General features: G+C 54.9%; 14 protein-coding genes and 1 tRNA gene. 8 read left to right on the plus strand and 7 right to left on the minus strand.

Translation table 11 applies throughout. The features are described 5' to 3' along the window. Positions 1-26: 26 nt before the first annotated feature. Both ACQ66M_RS05745 and ACQ66M_RS05750 read right to left on the minus strand, forming a co-directional pair. Complete coding sequence (locus ACQ66M_RS05745; RefSeq protein ID WP_430402483.1) at positions 27-2,594, minus strand: TonB-dependent receptor; 2,568 nt, start codon at positions 2,592-2,594, stop codon at positions 27-29. Between the two features lie 107 nt (positions 2,595-2,701). Next, positions 2,702-3,889 (minus strand): acyl-CoA dehydrogenase family protein, encoded by a 1,188-nt coding sequence (locus ACQ66M_RS05750; protein ID WP_430402485.1) that lies wholly within the window; start codon positions 3,887-3,889, stop codon positions 2,702-2,704. Between the two features lie 162 nt (positions 3,890-4,051). Between ACQ66M_RS05750 and ACQ66M_RS05755 the strand changes: the two genes are divergently transcribed. Continuing rightward, complete coding sequence (locus tag ACQ66M_RS05755) at positions 4,052-4,765, plus strand: helix-turn-helix transcriptional regulator (RefSeq protein WP_430405126.1); 714 nt, start codon at positions 4,052-4,054, stop codon at positions 4,763-4,765. Positions 4,766-4,829: 64 nt separating this feature from the next. Then, a complete protein-coding gene (locus tag ACQ66M_RS05760; protein WP_430402487.1) occupies positions 4,830-5,720 on the plus strand; it encodes a dienelactone hydrolase family protein in 891 nt (296 codons plus the stop codon). 107 nt (positions 5,721-5,827) lie between these two features. Here the strand turns inward: ACQ66M_RS05760 and ACQ66M_RS05765 are convergent. After that, positions 5,828-5,902, minus strand: a tRNA-Val gene (locus ACQ66M_RS05765). Positions 5,903-6,346: 444 nt separating this feature from the next. Between ACQ66M_RS05765 and ACQ66M_RS05770 the strand changes: the two genes are divergently transcribed. The 6 genes from ACQ66M_RS05770 to ACQ66M_RS05795 all read left to right on the plus strand — a co-directional run bounded on the left by ACQ66M_RS05770 (position 6,347) and on the right by ACQ66M_RS05795 (position 12,075). Beyond that, positions 6,347-7,201: a hypothetical protein gene (locus tag ACQ66M_RS05770; protein ID WP_430402489.1), complete on the plus strand. Its 855-nt coding sequence runs from the start codon at positions 6,347-6,349 to the stop codon at positions 7,199-7,201. A gap of 594 nt (positions 7,202-7,795) precedes the next feature. Further along, a complete protein-coding gene (locus ACQ66M_RS05775) occupies positions 7,796-8,470 on the plus strand; it encodes a hypothetical protein (protein ID WP_430402491.1) in 675 nt (224 codons plus the stop codon). 271 nt (positions 8,471-8,741) lie between these two features. Beyond that, on the plus strand, positions 8,742-9,104 hold the full coding sequence (locus ACQ66M_RS05780) for a hypothetical protein (protein WP_430402493.1): 363 nt from the start codon (positions 8,742-8,744) through the stop codon (positions 9,102-9,104). 118 nt (positions 9,105-9,222) lie between these two features. Next, on the plus strand, positions 9,223-9,903 hold the full coding sequence (locus ACQ66M_RS05785; RefSeq protein ID WP_430402495.1) for an endonuclease/exonuclease/phosphatase family protein: 681 nt from the start codon (positions 9,223-9,225) through the stop codon (positions 9,901-9,903). 402 nt (positions 9,904-10,305) lie between these two features. Next, positions 10,306-10,995 carry a DUF6946 family protein gene (locus tag ACQ66M_RS05790; RefSeq protein ID WP_430402497.1) on the plus strand — a complete coding sequence of 230 codons (690 nt, stop codon included), beginning with the start codon at positions 10,306-10,308 and terminating at the stop codon, positions 10,993-10,995. A 183-nt stretch (positions 10,996-11,178) separates the two neighbouring features. After that, complete coding sequence (locus tag ACQ66M_RS05795) at positions 11,179-12,075, plus strand: hypothetical protein (protein WP_430402499.1); 897 nt, start codon at positions 11,179-11,181, stop codon at positions 12,073-12,075. Positions 12,076-12,495: 420 nt separating this feature from the next. Here ACQ66M_RS05795 and ACQ66M_RS05800 read toward each other — a convergent pair whose 3' ends face one another. The 4 genes from ACQ66M_RS05800 to ACQ66M_RS05815 form a co-directional block, all read right to left on the minus strand. Then, on the minus strand, positions 12,496-13,836 hold the full coding sequence (locus ACQ66M_RS05800; protein ID WP_430402501.1) for a hypothetical protein: 1,341 nt from the start codon (positions 13,834-13,836) through the stop codon (positions 12,496-12,498). A 243-nt stretch (positions 13,837-14,079) separates the two neighbouring features. After that, on the minus strand, positions 14,080-14,625 hold the full coding sequence (locus ACQ66M_RS05805) for a hypothetical protein (RefSeq protein WP_430402503.1): 546 nt from the start codon (positions 14,623-14,625) through the stop codon (positions 14,080-14,082). Positions 14,626-14,921: 296 nt separating this feature from the next. Then, positions 14,922-15,470 carry a recombinase family protein gene (locus ACQ66M_RS05810; protein ID WP_430402505.1) on the minus strand — a complete coding sequence of 183 codons (549 nt, stop codon included), beginning with the start codon at positions 15,468-15,470 and terminating at the stop codon, positions 14,922-14,924. Between the two features lie 379 nt (positions 15,471-15,849). Further along, the gene (locus ACQ66M_RS05815; protein WP_430402507.1) at positions 15,850-16,290 is read right to left on the minus strand and encodes a very short patch repair endonuclease; all 441 of its coding nucleotides are present in this window, start codon (positions 16,288-16,290) and stop codon (positions 15,850-15,852) included. Between the last annotated feature and the right edge of the window lie 32 nt (positions 16,291-16,322).

Genomic DNA, 16,322 nt, shown 5'->3' on the forward strand with positions numbered 1-16,322 from the left:
GCCAGGGGAGGAAACGCTGTCCGGCCCTAGAACCGGTACGTGAGGGAGGCACCATAAGTACGTGGCATCCCGGCGAAGCGCAGGACGACGTTGGCGTTCGATGTTATCTGCTGCCAGTAATATTCATCGGTGAGGTTTTGGCCCCACACTGAAAATTGCCAGTTATTGTTTAGCGAATAGAGGCCGATCGAGCCGTTCAGGATGCCGTAGGAGTCGATGTCATAGAGCGGGTCGTCCGGGTTGCCCGCAGTGGACTCGCTCTGCCAGCGGCCGGATAGCGAGGCACGCAGGCCAAGCTCGGTCGTCATCGGACGATCATAGAGCAGCGCAAGACTGGCTGATGTTTCCGGGCTGTAGAGGAAGGGGTCACCCGCATTGCTGGTTGGCAGGCCGAAAGCATCCGACGTGTCAAATTCCTTGATTTCGGTCTGCAGCAGCGTCAGGCCGCCCATGGCTGTCAGGTTTTCGCTGATCAGCCAGGTCAGTTCCGCTTCGGCGCCATAGGCCTCTGACTTCGGAACATTCTGCAGGCGTGAGAGCGCACGGTAGATCGGGTCCGGGAAGAAGGCCGCGACCTGCTTGTCCTCATAATCATAATAGAACAGCGACGCATTGGTCTGGAGGCGCTGGTTGAAGAACTGCGCCTTGATGCCGGTTTCGTAGGCCAGCAGGCTTTCCTGCGTGGCCGGGGCATTCTGTTCGGATTTCGACGCGGCGTTCACAGGTGTCGAAGCCGACTTGTAGCCCTGGGTTACCGAGGCGAAGAGCAACATGTTGTCACGTGGCGTCCAGTTACCGACGACCCGCCAGCTGACATTGTCCTCGTCCGTGTCGGATTCGACCGGGCCGAAGGAGTTGGTGGCAAGGTCATACGTATTGCAGCCATTCTCGGTAAGCGCAGCCGGCGGGACGGCAAGGCCATACAGCGCCGAGAAGAACACGCGGTTGAAGACGTTGACGTTGGGCTGCATCGATCCGTCCACGTCGCCTGAACAGCCAACATATTCCTGGCTGTCCCTGGTGTAGCGAATGCCGGTCGTGAGCGAAAATTCCGGTGTGATTTCCCAGTCAGCATTGGCGAATATGCTCTGCGTCGTCGACTGGAAGTCGCCCGTATCATAATAGGTCTGGAACGAGTTCAGCAGCTCTGCCGCCGTATAGGGCAGGCCGGTTTCCGGGTCGACGTTCACAGCGGAGACAAGACCGGCGATCTCCGGCGGGAACCCGAGCGCAGCCGGGTTCACGGTCAGAAGATACGCTGCCGTGCTGACAAAGTTCGAGTTGGCATTGTCGCGCAGCAGCGTGCGGTTGCCGTCAGTCGTTTCGTCCTTGCCGTAATAGGCGCCGACCAGCCAGTTTACCCGGCCGGTTTCACCTTCCAGGCGCAGCTCCTGGCTGAAGGATTCGATGTCGCCATCCACGTCCTGCAGCAGGATCTGGTAGGGCACGCCCGACCAGTCGAGAACCGATTCACGCTCCAGCTTGTTGAGGCCGGTGAGCGAGACGAGGCGCATGTCATTGTCAAACGTGTAGTTCACGCCGAGACGGATCGCGCTGAAGCTCGAATCCTCTTCGTGCGGGCCATCAATGCCCTGGCCCGCGCCAATGTCGGCCGAGCGATCCCAATAGGGCGCCCAGTCAGCCTGGGAGGCCTTGGTCGGAACATTGTTCTGGAGGTAGTCGAACAGGCCCGGTGCCAGGAAGCCCGATGCCGCCGCAGGACCGGCCGTGCCGGGCACGGTGAAGGTCGGGTCGGTATTGGGCGTCAGGCCGATGCCCTGCCCGCCGATTGTATCGGATTTGTTGATCCAGCCATTGTAGGAGAGGTTGATGTCCAGATTGTCGGTTGGCTGGAGCGCAAGCGCAGCGCGGTAGCCGAGCTTCTCCTTCGTGCCGCGGTCTTCGCCGCGGGTGATTGATTTCTGCCAGCCCTTGTCGCTGTTCTCGCTGCGGATGGCAAAGCGCGCCTGGGCCCGCTCGGAGAGTGGCAGGTTGATCATGCCTTCAAGGTTCCAGGTGTCGTAATTGCCGACATCGGCCGTCACCTGGGCTTCGAATTCGTCGGATGGCTTGTTGGTGACCATGTTGATCAGGCCGGCCGTCGTATTGCGGCCGAACAGTGTGCCCTGCGGGCCCTTGAGGACCTCAACGCGCGAGATGTCGAAAACCGGGCCGGAATTCATGAATGGATAGGGATAGGCAACTTCGTCAACATAGGTGCCGACAGTCGATGTGGCCGAGAGGTTGATCGTGTTGAAGCCAATGCCACGCAGCGTGTAGGTCGGCACGCCCTGGTAGCTCTGGGACACCGAAAAACCGGGAACGACGGACTGCAGGTCCTCGACGCTGTCGATCCTGAGCTGCTTCAGCGTGTCTTCGCTGAACGCCTGGATCGCCATGGGCACGTCCTGTGCCGATTCTTCGCGGCGCTGGGCGGTCACCACGATTGACCCGAGCTTGAGTGAGCTATCGCCTGGCGCCTGTTCGGCTTCTTCGGTGACGGTATCCTGCGCGACAGATGGCATCTGGGACGTGAGCGCGAACAGGGACGCACCCAGCAGGGCATATCGGCGGATTCGTGGCGTCTTGGTCATTAACATATCTCCTCCCGGCAGCACCCTCTCGATGGGGTCTGTCCAATGGCGGTGACATTCAGAAATCGGTCCTGCCGGGGCAAGCTATCGGAAGTGACAGGGTGGGCTCACAGGCCGAGCACGAGCTTGGCCATGATATTGCGCTGGACCTCGTTCGAGCCGCCATAGATGGAGCCCGCGCGATTGTTGAGGTAGCGCGGCATCAGGGTTAGCCGGTCCGTAGGGCCGACTGGCGCGATATTGCTGCCAGGCTGGCGGGCCTCAATCTGGTCGACCCCCGCATAGGCCCCGCCCGCCTCGATGCCGAGCGTGTCGATGCGCTGCATCATTTCCGTGCGCTGGACCTTCAGCATGGACGCAGCAGGCCCCGGATTGGCGCCGCTGGAAAGGGCCGCTGACACACGCTGTTCGGTGATCTTGATCGCTTCCAGTCCGATCTCGGCGGCCGCGAGCTCGCGCGCAAAGCCTCCTGCGTCGGCCAGCAGGCCATCCCTGGCAGCCATAGCCCGGATACGTGCCACCCCAGCTTCGAGACCGGCCGACGAACCGCCACCGCGTTCGAATTCGAGCAGGTATTTGGCCACCGTCCAGCCGTCATTCTCGGCACCGAGCCGGCCCGCCTGCGGCACGCGAACATCATCGAAGAAGACCTGGTTGACCTCATGCTCCCCGGCCAGCGTGATGATCGGCTCAACCTTGATCCCCAGCAGGTTCATGTCGAGCAGCAGGAACGTGATGCCTTCCTGCGGCTTGCCGTCGAAACGGGTGCGCACGAGGCAGAACATGCGGGTCGCGAAATGCGCATGTGTGGTCCAGATCTTGGTACCGTTCAGCACATAGGCATCGCCATCCGCAACGGCCTTGAGGCCGAGACTGGCAAGGTCTGATCCGGCGTTCGGTTCGGAATAGCCCTGGCACCAGTAATCCTCGCCGGAGAGGATGCGTGGCAGGTAATGCGCCCTCTGTTCCGGCGTGCCATGCCCGATAATGCACGGGCCCACCATGCTGAGCCCCATGGGGGACAGGCCGGGGGCCCCGGCGCGGGCGCATTCGGACGCAAAGATATAGCGCTGCATCTCGCTCCAGCCGGTGCCGCCATATTCCACTGGCCAGGCCGGGGCCGCCCAGCCACGTGCATGCAGGATACGCTGCCAGGGCAGGCTGAACTGCGGTTCGATGAAGACACTGGTGGTCAGCTTTCCGGCATTTGCCAGTTCGGGTGTCAGGTTGTCGTGGAGGAACGCTCGCACCTCGTCGCGAAAATCACTATCTGCCTGTGTAAGGTCGAGATTCATCTGGCTCCTCCGGGCGTATGCGGCAATCTTGTCAGTGCTGCCATTCCGACACACTGGCAGTAGCGTGCACACGGATGCAACCTGCTCGATTCGATAGGGTTGAACAAATTGACGAAACCGTCTGATCCAGTGTGCAGGGAGAATGACATCGCCACGCGTTTGATGGACCTTGCGTGCGCCGTGGCGGCGCGGGGCGAAGCGATGGGCATGCCCTATATTGCAGCCAGCGCCGACATTGGCAGCCCCGAACCCATGCAGGACTCGTCCGGCCAGCCGCTCGCGGAAACCCTGTTCAGGTGGATCGACCCCGAGCTGGCCTACTGGAAGGACCGCGCCTTTGCGCTGAAGTCAGGATTTGTCCGAGGCGCGCGCACGTGTGCCGAACCCTTCTATGCCGAGAATGGCAGGGTTGGCAGCTGGCGGCATATTGCGGCCCTGGACGGCCTTGCAGAGACGATGGACACCGATTCCTATCGTATTGGGGGCGCGATCATCTCGCCCTGTCACCTGCCGTCTGGCGTGATCGGGGCTATCGTCTGGGCAACACCTGACCGATCGCTCGACGTCAGCGCCGTTTTCGCGGCGCATGCGGTGGAACTTCATGTCCTGACGTTGAAACTGATGGCGACCTATCATGACTTCAGGGGCGCGAGCCCGACCGACCTTGCCGTAACGCTCACGCGACGGGAAACCCAGTGCCTGAAATGGGCGGCGGCCGGCAAGACCGACCATGAGATCGCGACCATTATCGGGATCTCGCAGCCGACGGTGCGTTTCCACATTACCAATTCCAGCCGCAAGCTCGGTGTATCGGGGCGCTCGCAAGCCGTGCACCGGGCCACGACGCTTGGCTACATAGGTGGCGGGCAGGCCTGAAAGGGGTTTCCTGAGGGTGAATGCGGCCTATCATCAGGCCCGGTTTGCCGAACAGGAGACTGCCATGACCCGACTGCCGAATGACCAGCCCGTGCCACAGGGCGTGTTCGACCTTTATGATGCCTATTGCCACGGGGCGATGTCGCGCCGGGACTTTTTCGCCGGCCTCGGCAAGTATGCGGTGGGCGGGCTGACCGTCGCCTCGCTCGCCGCCTGCGTCATGCCTGACTATGAGAACGGGCTGCAGACCTCTCCCGATGATACAGGCCTTCAGGTCGAGACCTTCAAATATGACTCCCCGAACGGCGCCGGCGCCATGGCCGGCGATCTCGTGCGGCTGAAGTCAGGCTCCGTCAAGCGGCCCGGCGTGATTGTCGTGCACGAAAACCGCGGCCTCAACCCCTACATCAAGGATGTCGCGCGGCGCACGGCGCTTGCCGGCTACATCGCGCTCGCCCCGGACGCGCTTTACCCGCTCGGCGGCTATCCGGGCAATGATGATGACGGCCGCGAAATGCAGGCCCAGCGCGACCGGGATGAGATGCTCCAGGACTTCATGGCCGCAGCAGAGACACTGCGCGATCATCCTGAATGCAATGGCAAGGTCGCCTGCGTCGGCTTCTGCTTTGGCGGGGCGATCACGAACCTCATGGCAGTGAACCAGCCCTGGCTGTCAGGTGCGGTGCCTTTCTATGGCGGCTGGCCGAGCGAGGAAGACGCCGCGAAGGTGGACGTGCCGCTGATGATCCATCTCGCCAGCCTCGACGAGCGGGTGAACGCGGGCTGGCCTGCCTATGAGGCGGCGCTGACGGCAAATGGTGCTGACTACCAGGCCTTCATCTATGAGGGCGTGAACCACGGCTTCCACAATGACACGACACCGCGCTACGACGCAGACGCAGCCGAACTCGCCTGGTCGCGCACGCTGGATTTCTTCAAGGCGAAAATGGCCTGAATTCGACGTGATCGGTTGCAGCCTGGGACCACGCTGGCGTTTCGGGCATTTCAGGCTTCAATTTGATCCTCGATCAAATTGTGCGCCGCAGGCGCACCAGCTTGAAATGGTGGGCGGTACAAGGTTCGAACTTGTGACCCCTACGATGTCAACGTAGTGCTCTACCACTGAGCTAACCGCCCGATCCATCGGGAAGCGGCGAATTTCCTCATTAAATCAATCTGTTAGAGATTTTCAGCATCTGGCGTGCATCCCGTCAAATCCGTCTAAAATTACTTGATTTTGAACGTCTGTGTGACGTGAGTGTGACAATATTCCGCTGGCGGCGCGCTTGGAATTCAGAACTTTTCCGAACTTTCGAACCGCACTGCGCTTGTAATGAAATCAGCACATGTTAGCTCTCGGCGCGAACCGGAATGCTGATCGAAGTTTGCGTTCTCATTTGTCAAAAACGGAAATTCGCGAAACCTATCTTGAGCTACAGCGAGCAGAATGTGTCCCATTGACCGTTAACGAACAGCAGATCGCGCACATCGATTTTCGCGCACGCGCAGCCATCCAAAACCACGGAAATTGGTAAAAAACTGCGCATGACTAATCCGCGTATCTCACTCTCTTCTGAGACCATGAGCCTTGTTCTTATTGATAGTTTATCATCCTCCGGGGTGATGGATGACGGCGCCGAGTTTGACCGTCGAGTATTATTAGACTGGTACAGAACAGATTTCCCAAATCTCATGCGGGAATACCTTGAGTTAGACGGCAAGATTTCACCCACAAACCTGAAGGCAGAGCTCCTCAAACGCTCTCGGAACAAACCTCGCAGATGGGAAGATCTCTCGGATCGCTTTCGCCATGTATTGCTTCTCCTTTCAGCGCGACAAGACACCGACCGCTTCCGTGCTTTCACTCTCTGGATCGGTGAGGACTTGATTGCTGAGGCTCGCACCAGCGACAGACCTCTAGTGGATCACCTCAGAAAACGGATGGCTGATCGTCTCCGGCGCCATCTAGGTTCAAACGAATTCGGATTTTGGTTTCATCTCGAGCGGACCAAATCCGATCCTTATGGATTACACGTTCATGGCATCATTTACGTCAAGGACCATAAGCATCTTACGATCGATAGAAGGTACCGAGAACTCCGGCGTGAAATCACTCAGGCGAGCGGTTCAAAACACAAAATGGATCCGTCCAGAATACTGCATATGAAATCCAAGGACATCAACCAGCTCTGGATGGACTATTGCCTCAAGCAAAGGCGAGACCGACGCTTTCATACGTCCAACTCGATACCGCCTCCCCTGGATATCGGCGAAAGGCTGCATGCTGGCACACACAGCTTCACCAGGCGTGCTCAAGCGTTCTACAAGAGAATTAGACTCGTTGTTCCGGCGTTGTTGAACGGCAAGATCAAAACTTGGACCAAGAAGGAATGGGACGCTGTAGGTTGGTACATACCTCTCGGCAAAGACTTGTAGTCAGGTTGGCCAATCACAAACGCCGGTGCGTTCCAACGGCAACATCAGTCGGACGATTTAGCTAACGTACAAACGCAGACATCCGGTCGATTTTGCGTTCATTCTGGTGAGCGCTGATAGAGGCGACTCCAGATACGAACGAGAATGACTCTGCATCGACTCAGGAAGCTCTCTGACGAGCGTTTAGGGTACTGCATAGAGAAATGCGCGCAAAGAACAAAGCGCGCGTCTCCGAAGACCTCACAGCGCAGTCTTTCATCGTCCAATTCTCGTTGTTCTACTTCCCGCCATCTGGATGGCCTCAGCACATGAGCGAAACATCATCATAATAAGTGCGGTAGGCAAACCTACCCTATTTCGATCACATCCTGAACGTGGTATAATATAGCCTCACTGGATTAGTGGCACCACATGTTGGTGCGCCGGACTCGCTATCCCAAAACTCAACCTTCAAGAAGCGCCAATGTGCTATTGGCGTGATGGACCAATACTTTGACCACTTTTCACAACAAGACCCTCCATGACGCATGGAAAACATGGGAAACTTTCACTCCGGATCTGGCAGTCTCAATTCAACCCAATCGCGGGTCTTCGATGAGCAATCCCTCTGACGCTGGCCGTCAGACAACCATTGCTTCAATCAAGCGGAGCACCGGTGAAGCTTTTCTGAAGATTGAAAAAGCCTACTTCAACACCGAATACGTCGCTGAGCGCATTTCAAAACGTGATCGCATTTCGGGTGTAGGCGTCATTGAGAAGACTTCAATCAATCCTCATTCGCACATTGGGATCACGTTCAACCACATTCCTGACGCGAATTACGATCCCCTCAAGGAGTACGACCGGGACTCGATTGCTAAAATCCACGCGACTAAGACCGCCAGGCTTTCGGCAGAAATAGAGAAAAACCTGCTTATCTGTTTTCTGCTTGAGCAGTGCAATTCACCCGGCGTAGAGTTCGAAGAGCGTGATCGTGAGTTCCTCAAGAAGTGGGAACCCTACCGGACCGGCTTGATCATCCCGCAAGTGATCGATTGGAAAGCAAAAGGCTATACGATTAAGACAACCTCTATTTACGACGCGGCGGGTTGGCGCGATTACATGTTCAAAGAACAACTCTACCAGATCGATTTTTCCGATCAGGTTTTTACGCTCGCTGACTTTCACTCTGGCAGGCAGCGCACCAAGCCAACGCGCCACTTCACCGTCGACCGTATAACCCATGCGAGGCACTTGAATCTCGACGAGCCGTTTCAGCCTCGTCGCTAAAAATTCCTTTTCTCTCAGCGCACTCTTTTCCTTGACGGCGCTGAAGTTGGATGTCGAATTTTTGAGCTGGTTTTGTCAGCAATGGAGAAGCTTTGCCTAAAGCAGAACCTCTCCATCACTTCCCATAAATGACTGATAGGTGCGGTCGAGCGAGTGAGCGAAGCGAACACCGAGAACCGCACCTATCTTTCTCACCAGTCCATTTCCCACCCGACAGAGTCCAGAGCGCAAGGTAATTTCTTCTCTCATCAACAAAAGAGGAGTTACACACATGGACAAGGAATGGCTGGAAGAGTTCCCCCCTCACGAAAGGCTCAGCATATTCATAGCCGGTGAATTGGCTGACGATGAGGACAACCTCCGTTTTGAAGAGCTTTCAAAATCTCTTGGCTATGCAAATTCTACAATTCCGAACCGGTGGATGCATTTCCAGTCTAAAATTCCGCTCAAGCATATCAGCGGCATAGCAAAATTCTTTGATCGCGACATTGCTGACTTGCTACCTCTGTGGGTTCTTCAGGAACTCCCGGATGACATTGATCTCTACCAGTCTGCATCACGTATTTTGAGTGCAAGGGAGCACTGGGTGATTTCTGTCGCTAGAGAAGTCTACCTCGGATATGTTGAGGAATGACTCTGTATGGACTCAGGAAGCTCGGTGACGCGCGTTTTGACTTTTTGCGATACATCTTGTGTCATACAAAAAGCGCGCGTCCTGAGCGATCTGACAGAGCGTTCCGGAGTATATGAAAATGCGTCTTGTGTCTTGGAATTGCGCTAACGGCTTTGCCAGGAAACAAGACGCGCTTCAGTCTCTTGCTCCAGATCTAGCGGTCATATGTGAGATCACGCAAAAGGACTCTGAACTAATCGATAATGCTGATGTCCAATGGATCGGAAATCCCGGTGCCAAGGGTATGGCGCTTATGGGTTTCAATGGCTGGTCATTGGAGAAACTGCATGTATCTGCGGACCAGCATGTTCTCACTGCTGTGGCTTCGCGCGGCGGACATCGTGTGACCCTGGTCGGGGTTTGGACGCTTCCGGTGAAATCCAATTATGTTCGTCCGATCATCAATGCATTGGAACAAATGAGTGGCTTGTTGATCGGCGACGTGATTGTGGCCGGAGACTTCAATGCAAATCCGGTTTGGAAGACGAAACCAAGCTTCGAAGATGCGAGAACTCGTCTGCTAGATTTTGGCCTAGCAAGTTTATGGCACGAACGATCCGGCGAGTTGCATGGCGCTGAAACCTCCGCGACCCTCTTCTGGAGATGGGATGAAACTCACCCCTTTCACATTGACTACGTTTTTGCATCTGAAGGACTTCGCGAGCGGTGTTCAAGCATGACAATCGGCACCTATCAGGTCTGGGTTGCTTCGAAGATCAGCGATCACGTTCCACTTGTTGCAGACTTTGCGCTGAATTGAATATCTCCGGTTGGTCGGCGCTCGGTGAGTCGTTGATTGAGCCAGTGCAAAAGGCGGCTAAATAACCTCGAACTCATCAGCACTGCCAGGATCGTCTAGGTCCACGCCGTGGAATGACCCTCTGTGGACTCAGGAAGCTCGCTGACGCGCGTTTGGTCGTCGGATGAGGAATGATGCATCCGGTTCAAAACGTGCGTCCTGGGTGTCCTGAGAGCGCAGTCGATTTACTTTGGCCAAGCGACCAGCGTAGCAGAATTCGTCGCCGCTACCAGAAAGACGAAGTCCTAGGGAGCGGCGCAATTCGCGACCCTGATCCGTGTATTTTTTCCGGGTGCTAGCAACGGAGATTACCCATACCTTGCTGACCAGAGTTTCGCTTCAGCGTCGTCTAGGAACCGAACAATGAAAAACTACCCTCGTCTCTACGGTGAACCGCTCAAAGATCCCCTCCAGACTAAGTCTCTCCTAAGAGACCCCGAGCTGCACTGGAAAAAGGGACGCTCAGCATACGAGGCGGCGCATTCCTGGGTGACGGGGAACATAAACCACGAGGGCGGCATGCCGCGTCCCGTTCGGAATATGCTAAACCAAGCGCCGGAATGGACAGAAGCCGAAGTTGCGGTCGGCCTTTTTGAGCACGCGACGCCGCTTGATACGCTCCAGAGACCGTCGAGCAATGATTTGCTTGTTGTCTGCCGTCTTCAAGAAGCGCTCGGCGTCATGGCCGTCGAAGCCAAGGCTGGCGAACCGTTCGGTGAACTAGTCTCTGTCTGGAACTCCACGCCGGGGCGATCCGCGCGGCTGGCGTGGGCGTGCGATTTCTTCGATGTTGAAGCGGAATCTTGCGGTGGGTTGCGATGGCAACTTTTTCATAGAACTACTTCCGCCATCATTGAGGCGAAACGGTTCCACGCTCCTCACGCAATCATGCTGGTTCATGACTTCGGCGAAAAGGTAAGTTGGAGAGATGACTATGTGGCGTTCGCCGAAACTATCGGCGTCACAAACGCCGATTTCGGCCGCCTCAGCGATCCGAAGCTGGTCGGAGGCGTGTCACTCCGGATGGGTTGGGTTCGAGATAGCAGTTCCTAAGTTCAAGACGTTTCCAGCGTGGATCTGGGATTTTGAGTGAGAGTCACCCGTCCGGTCCGACGCGCGGGTATGTGGCGCGAAGAGAGTATTGAGAGATAAGATCGCTGATGGCACTACACTTGTGGCGATCAGGAACGTAGTGTTTGGCATGCAAGATAACCGCAAACTGACATGGGGATATGAATGCCGCCAATTCGGACAATAGCGCTGCATTCATATCTCGATTGGAATCGCGCATCCGGCCGAGAACTGAACCATTTTCGCGAAATGGGCGCAGAAAAACATTTGGACCATCAAGCTTCAGTCAGGAAGTATGCTCGAGAAATGGGACTCCGCGACACCTCACCGGAGTATGAGTTCCTCTTGTCTGATGAATGCTTCCTTGCGCTCTATGATGGATCTACGCACGAACTCAATGGAGAGATCAGAGCATCTGAGATCGACGGTGCACCTGATATTTTTTTAACAACAAAGCAACTCGCAGACAGATATGCAATCTGTCCTAATCGCGCTTATGTCTTTCTAACGGAAATCGACGGCACACTGGAAAGCATCATTTATGCTGAACTCAAAGAAGTTCGAAAGATGTGCGGATTGGCGCTCGATGTCTCTGCACCGGGACTCGGGGTGAGGACGAACGATAAGTTTGAATTGTTTAGGCGCTTCTTCTGGTTTCGAAGATCCAATGCTCAGCGAGCAGACGTGCCGTTCTTGCTGCTTTGCAGTGCAAAAGGGTACGTCCGGATACCAAATACTCAAGACCAGTTTGAGAAGCACTTTTTGCGCACGATATTCAAAATCCTTGCAGATGAATTCGAACCCATTTCAGGTCCCGCCTCTCGAGGTCAACTTAAGAAAATCGCTCGTCGAATCGGTAAACTGAACAACGATCCTGCATCGGAGACGACCCAACGAAAAACGACAATTCGAGTTCATTGGCGCTGGATCGCCGCTGCTGTTTCGCTGCTCGCTGGCTTAACGGCAATTTTAGCCAACTACGATGCGGCAACGGCTAAAGTATGTGGTTTTTTTGAAACGCGGATCGAAATTTGCGCGAGTGAAGTTTTTCGACCGGATTGATGGCGCCTACAACTACGCAAAGTCCTAGAAATTCCCCGCCGAATTGGCCCCCATCGCTCGGCATTTTTCGGAGCTCCGAATCCGGATGTACCCGTACTCGGACGGCGGCCTCTGACCTGCTCGCGACTCGACCCTCTCGCCTTCAGCCTTAACGTCTCTGTGTCGAGCCAGGAAGCTCGCTGACACGCGTTTCGGGTCTTGGGTTACACTGGGCGTCCAAAGAGTGGCGCGTTTTCTGAGTTTTCTGAGGGCGCAGCCGTTCTGGATGCCTAGATCAAGAACCACTAGCAAAGACCGCCAACGCAACGAAACCCGCGATCGTCACCACAATCGCTATCCAAATCCATCTAGGAACCGGCGGAGAGATACAGTCTCCGGTCTTGTCGTCCAACGACCGCTGTGGGCGCGAAGGAGACAAAACTACTTTATGCTTTCGGTTTCACGCGACGCAGGTGCGCTCAATTTCTGCAAGTCGAATGACAAGAGGTTACTCTCAATCGTGACATCTATTGTGGGTAATTTTCCGAGCAAGCGTCGCCAGTCTTCGAGGAGTGATGTAACTTCATCCCCCACCGGCTTGTCGAGTTTGTAAGCGGCAGTAAGTAAGCGACTAATAGATCGAGGATTAGAGAACGTCGCTCCGTCGTTCTTATCTAAAATCGCGTAAGATTGAACTTCGCCTATCATTTCCAATAGACGCGCCCGTATCGATTCCACTTTCGAAAAGAGCATCGAGAAGCGCTCGCGCTCTTCGTTGGACAATTTCTCTTGTACACGTAGTGCCACCGATCCGTCGCGATCTTGTTGATACGAGTAGCGATCGGATATCAACTCTTTGATGCGGGCGACTTCTTTAGCTTCTGCGCGCTCTAAGGCCGAAGTATGATTGATCCGCCATTGCTTGTTTTGTCGAGCGCGGATGTCATTGAGTACTTCAACGAAGTACCAGCCGGACACCACTGTTAGCACCCACGCAAATACTATGGCCAGAAGCGGCCTGTTCGCTTCTTCATAAACTAGTCCAAATGCGCGCCAAGTAGTGGGTCCACGGAACGCATATACGAGGAGGCACAACGCAGCTAATCCGAGAACTATCCACAACGCGGTATAGGCCCGCCATTCACTCTTTGTAACGCTCTTTTTTGGGTCCTCAATTTCATACGACTCTTCTATATGCTTAGTGTGGCGTCGCCGAGACATGGTGTTCAAGGCTAGCAAGAATACGAATACCCAGGGAATCACCGACCACGCGGCGATTGATGGCCATACAGGCACCTCGCTAACGTCCTCGGGTGGGTCAGTAGAAACTTCTTCCGCCAGTCCCAATGAGGTACTTGGTTCGCCGGCACAGCTTAGGACGGGGCGGCCTGCAGTTCGAATCGCTGGCGGATACGCAAAGTTAAAGTCCAATTGCGGTTTGCTGCGCCTTAAATCCGCGAGTGCAGAGCAGATGTCTTCTGGAGTCTCGCACACACTGTCTGCGTAGCTGCCGTCCGTGTACAAGGTCACCAAAGTCTGCTCTTCAGTTTGGATGTCTCTTAGAGCCTTCAACGCGGTGACAATTAAAGTGCTGCCTCCAGCGCTAGGTGGGTCCAAAATAAACGGTTCACCCACAATATCTGGCGTCGCGATTGTAACATCGCTTTCGCAATCGTTATCATTAGCGCCTTGAAAATATGTGACCGAAACATCTGAACCTTCCAATTCTCTTTCGACGGTCTGTCTGATTTCCTCATCAACACTTTCGCGGAAGCTTGTCATTGAACCCGAGTTATCGACGAGGAAGTACGTCGGCTCAGCTACTGCGGACTGTGTAGCCGAGAGAGATATACCAATGAGAAGTAGAATGATGTGTCGCATAGTCGCCCGACCGTGGTACTAACCGAGTCGAACAAAACACGAACTTCAGTGCTCATCAAGTACAAGACTCATGTCCGCTTCCGGGATGATGCTGGCGACCACTGTTTGCGCAGAAGGAGACAAAGGCACGCGTCCACAACTACCTTATTCTCGGAGGCGGCTCTCCAGTACCCCGCTTTTTGCGATAATAAGATCACGGAGGTTGTCGCAAGCGGTATGCGCTGCTGCCAGTGCGCCATTTGCAACCTGTTGCATTTCGTGGGCCCGCGCCGGATCAGGGTAGGTCGAAGGATGTTCCCGCAAATAGTTTTCTTGAAAATGTTTCAGGTGGATACGAATACGGGCCACATTCCCAGCAACTCTTGTGAAATAGTCCCGAATATCGCGCCGTAGCTTGTCATCATCGATAGCTATTAGATGCTCCCGGTTCCTGCCGTAGATTTGAATCTCCACATCAATGAGATCCAAGAACTCGCTATCGATGAATCGGTGCTTCTGTCGGGTATCGTTGAGGCCATCCACCAGTTCGCTGACATTGGAGGCGAGATCGAGACAAAACCTGCGAACGTTCTTCTGTAGGTGCGTTCGATTCAGTCGTAGTCCAATCCAGGCTGACAACGCGCTAAGTAGAATGCCAATCACGATGCCCCAAACAAACTCAGATGCGAGTGTCTTAGCCAACCAGTTCATTCCGACCCCCTCATCAAGCATATTATCTTTAGCCACAAATCGAATCGCGCCAAGCTGAAGTTATCCTATTTGATAAGTTACGTCCGCTTCCGGGACCATCCAGCCACTTCCAGCAACGGCGTTTGATGACGCGCAAATTCAAGTCACCTCGGCGAAAGGCTCACCGCAGGCAAATGCCAACTACAAAGATTTTCCCGATCATAGGCGCGGACCTAAAATTGTGCGACTCACCTCCAGTTTTTCTGCCGCCAGAAAAACATTCTCCTTGTACTTGATGGGGCGAAAGCTAGCACTCCCTACTCACTAAGAGTCCGATACAGGGTCGCTCGCGACACTCCCAGGTGATCTGCTATCTTTCCCGACGAAAGCTCTCCAGCGGCCTTCAAAGACCGCGCAACAGCAATTTGAGCATCGGTCATGGCTTTAGGTCGACCAAGCTGAACCCCACGCGCTTTCGCGGAAGCCAATCCAGCATTCGTACGTTCTTTGATTAGGTCGCGCTCGAACTCAGCCAAAGCGCCGACCACATGAAAGATCATTTTGCCGCCGGGGGTCGTCGTATCGATGGCCTCCGTCACCGAGACGAATCCGATGCCGCGCTGATGAAGCAATTCGACGGTTTCAATTAGCTGCCGGAGTGAGCGCGCCAGTCTGTCCAGCTTCCATACGACCAAGGTGTCACCCTTGCGAAGATAGGTTAGAGCTTCGGCTAACCTGGGTCTGTCTCGTTGAGCACCCGATGCGGTTTCCTCGAATACTTTCTCGCAACCGGTTTCAGTCAACGCTTCAATTTGAAGCCTCGCATCCTGATCCCTAGTAGATACGCGCGCATAACCAACTTTCATTGTTTCTCGTTCCTCGAATTGTCTCAAAAACGTTAGATCAATCTTTTATGAGACACAAGAGTTTTGAGACATATTTTGAGACTCAAAATTGGTCGTAACATGGAGCCAATAAGGTCGGGAAAAATGTGTCGCAGAAACGTTCGTTTCGACGGCTATGGTACAACCACAAAGCCTGTCGCCATCCTCCAGTCCCGAATGCCGTTCAAGCGTCCGGCTCCCGACAAAAACTGACTAGCCAAATAATGATATCGCGTGATGTAGAAACGTTCGTCTTCGCCATTAACTGCATCAGTTGGCAAGACCACCTATTTGTTGGAATCTCTCGTTTCGCCTGGGTTTGGGTGATCTCCTGTGTGACGCTTTGCGCGACCGGTCCGAGCTATGGAATCTCGAGAAATTCCTGCTCGTCACTCCGGAGCCAGTTAGCCACTTTGCTCACTGTCTCGCCGCAACTGTTGCGTAAGGCGCATTCCCATACAACGGCAGTCCGCCAGCCTGCATCCTGTAGACTTGATAAGTTCGCTTCATCTCGCATGACGTTGCCTTTGAACTTGTTCTGCCAAAACTCGGGACGCGTTGCCGGCGTGCTTGCGTACTTGCAGCCTGCGTGTCTGTGCCAGAAACACCCATGAACCAATATCACCGCATTCCACTTGGGAAGCACGATATCTGGCTTTCCAGACAGGCGTTTGTCATTCAACCGGTACCGAAAGCCTCGACGAAAAAGTCCCTTGCGAAGTATAAGTTCCGGTTTGGTGTTGGTGCCGCGAATCGCTGACATCATTCGTGATCTCGTTGATGCATCGACAACATCTGCCATCAGTGAACCGCTCCCTTTTGCCCTGGTAGGTA

The sequence above is a fragment of the Hyphomonas sp. genome (assembly GCF_965284475.1).
In the GTDB taxonomy this organism is placed as follows: Bacteria; Pseudomonadota; Alphaproteobacteria; order Caulobacterales; family Hyphomonadaceae; genus Hyphomonas.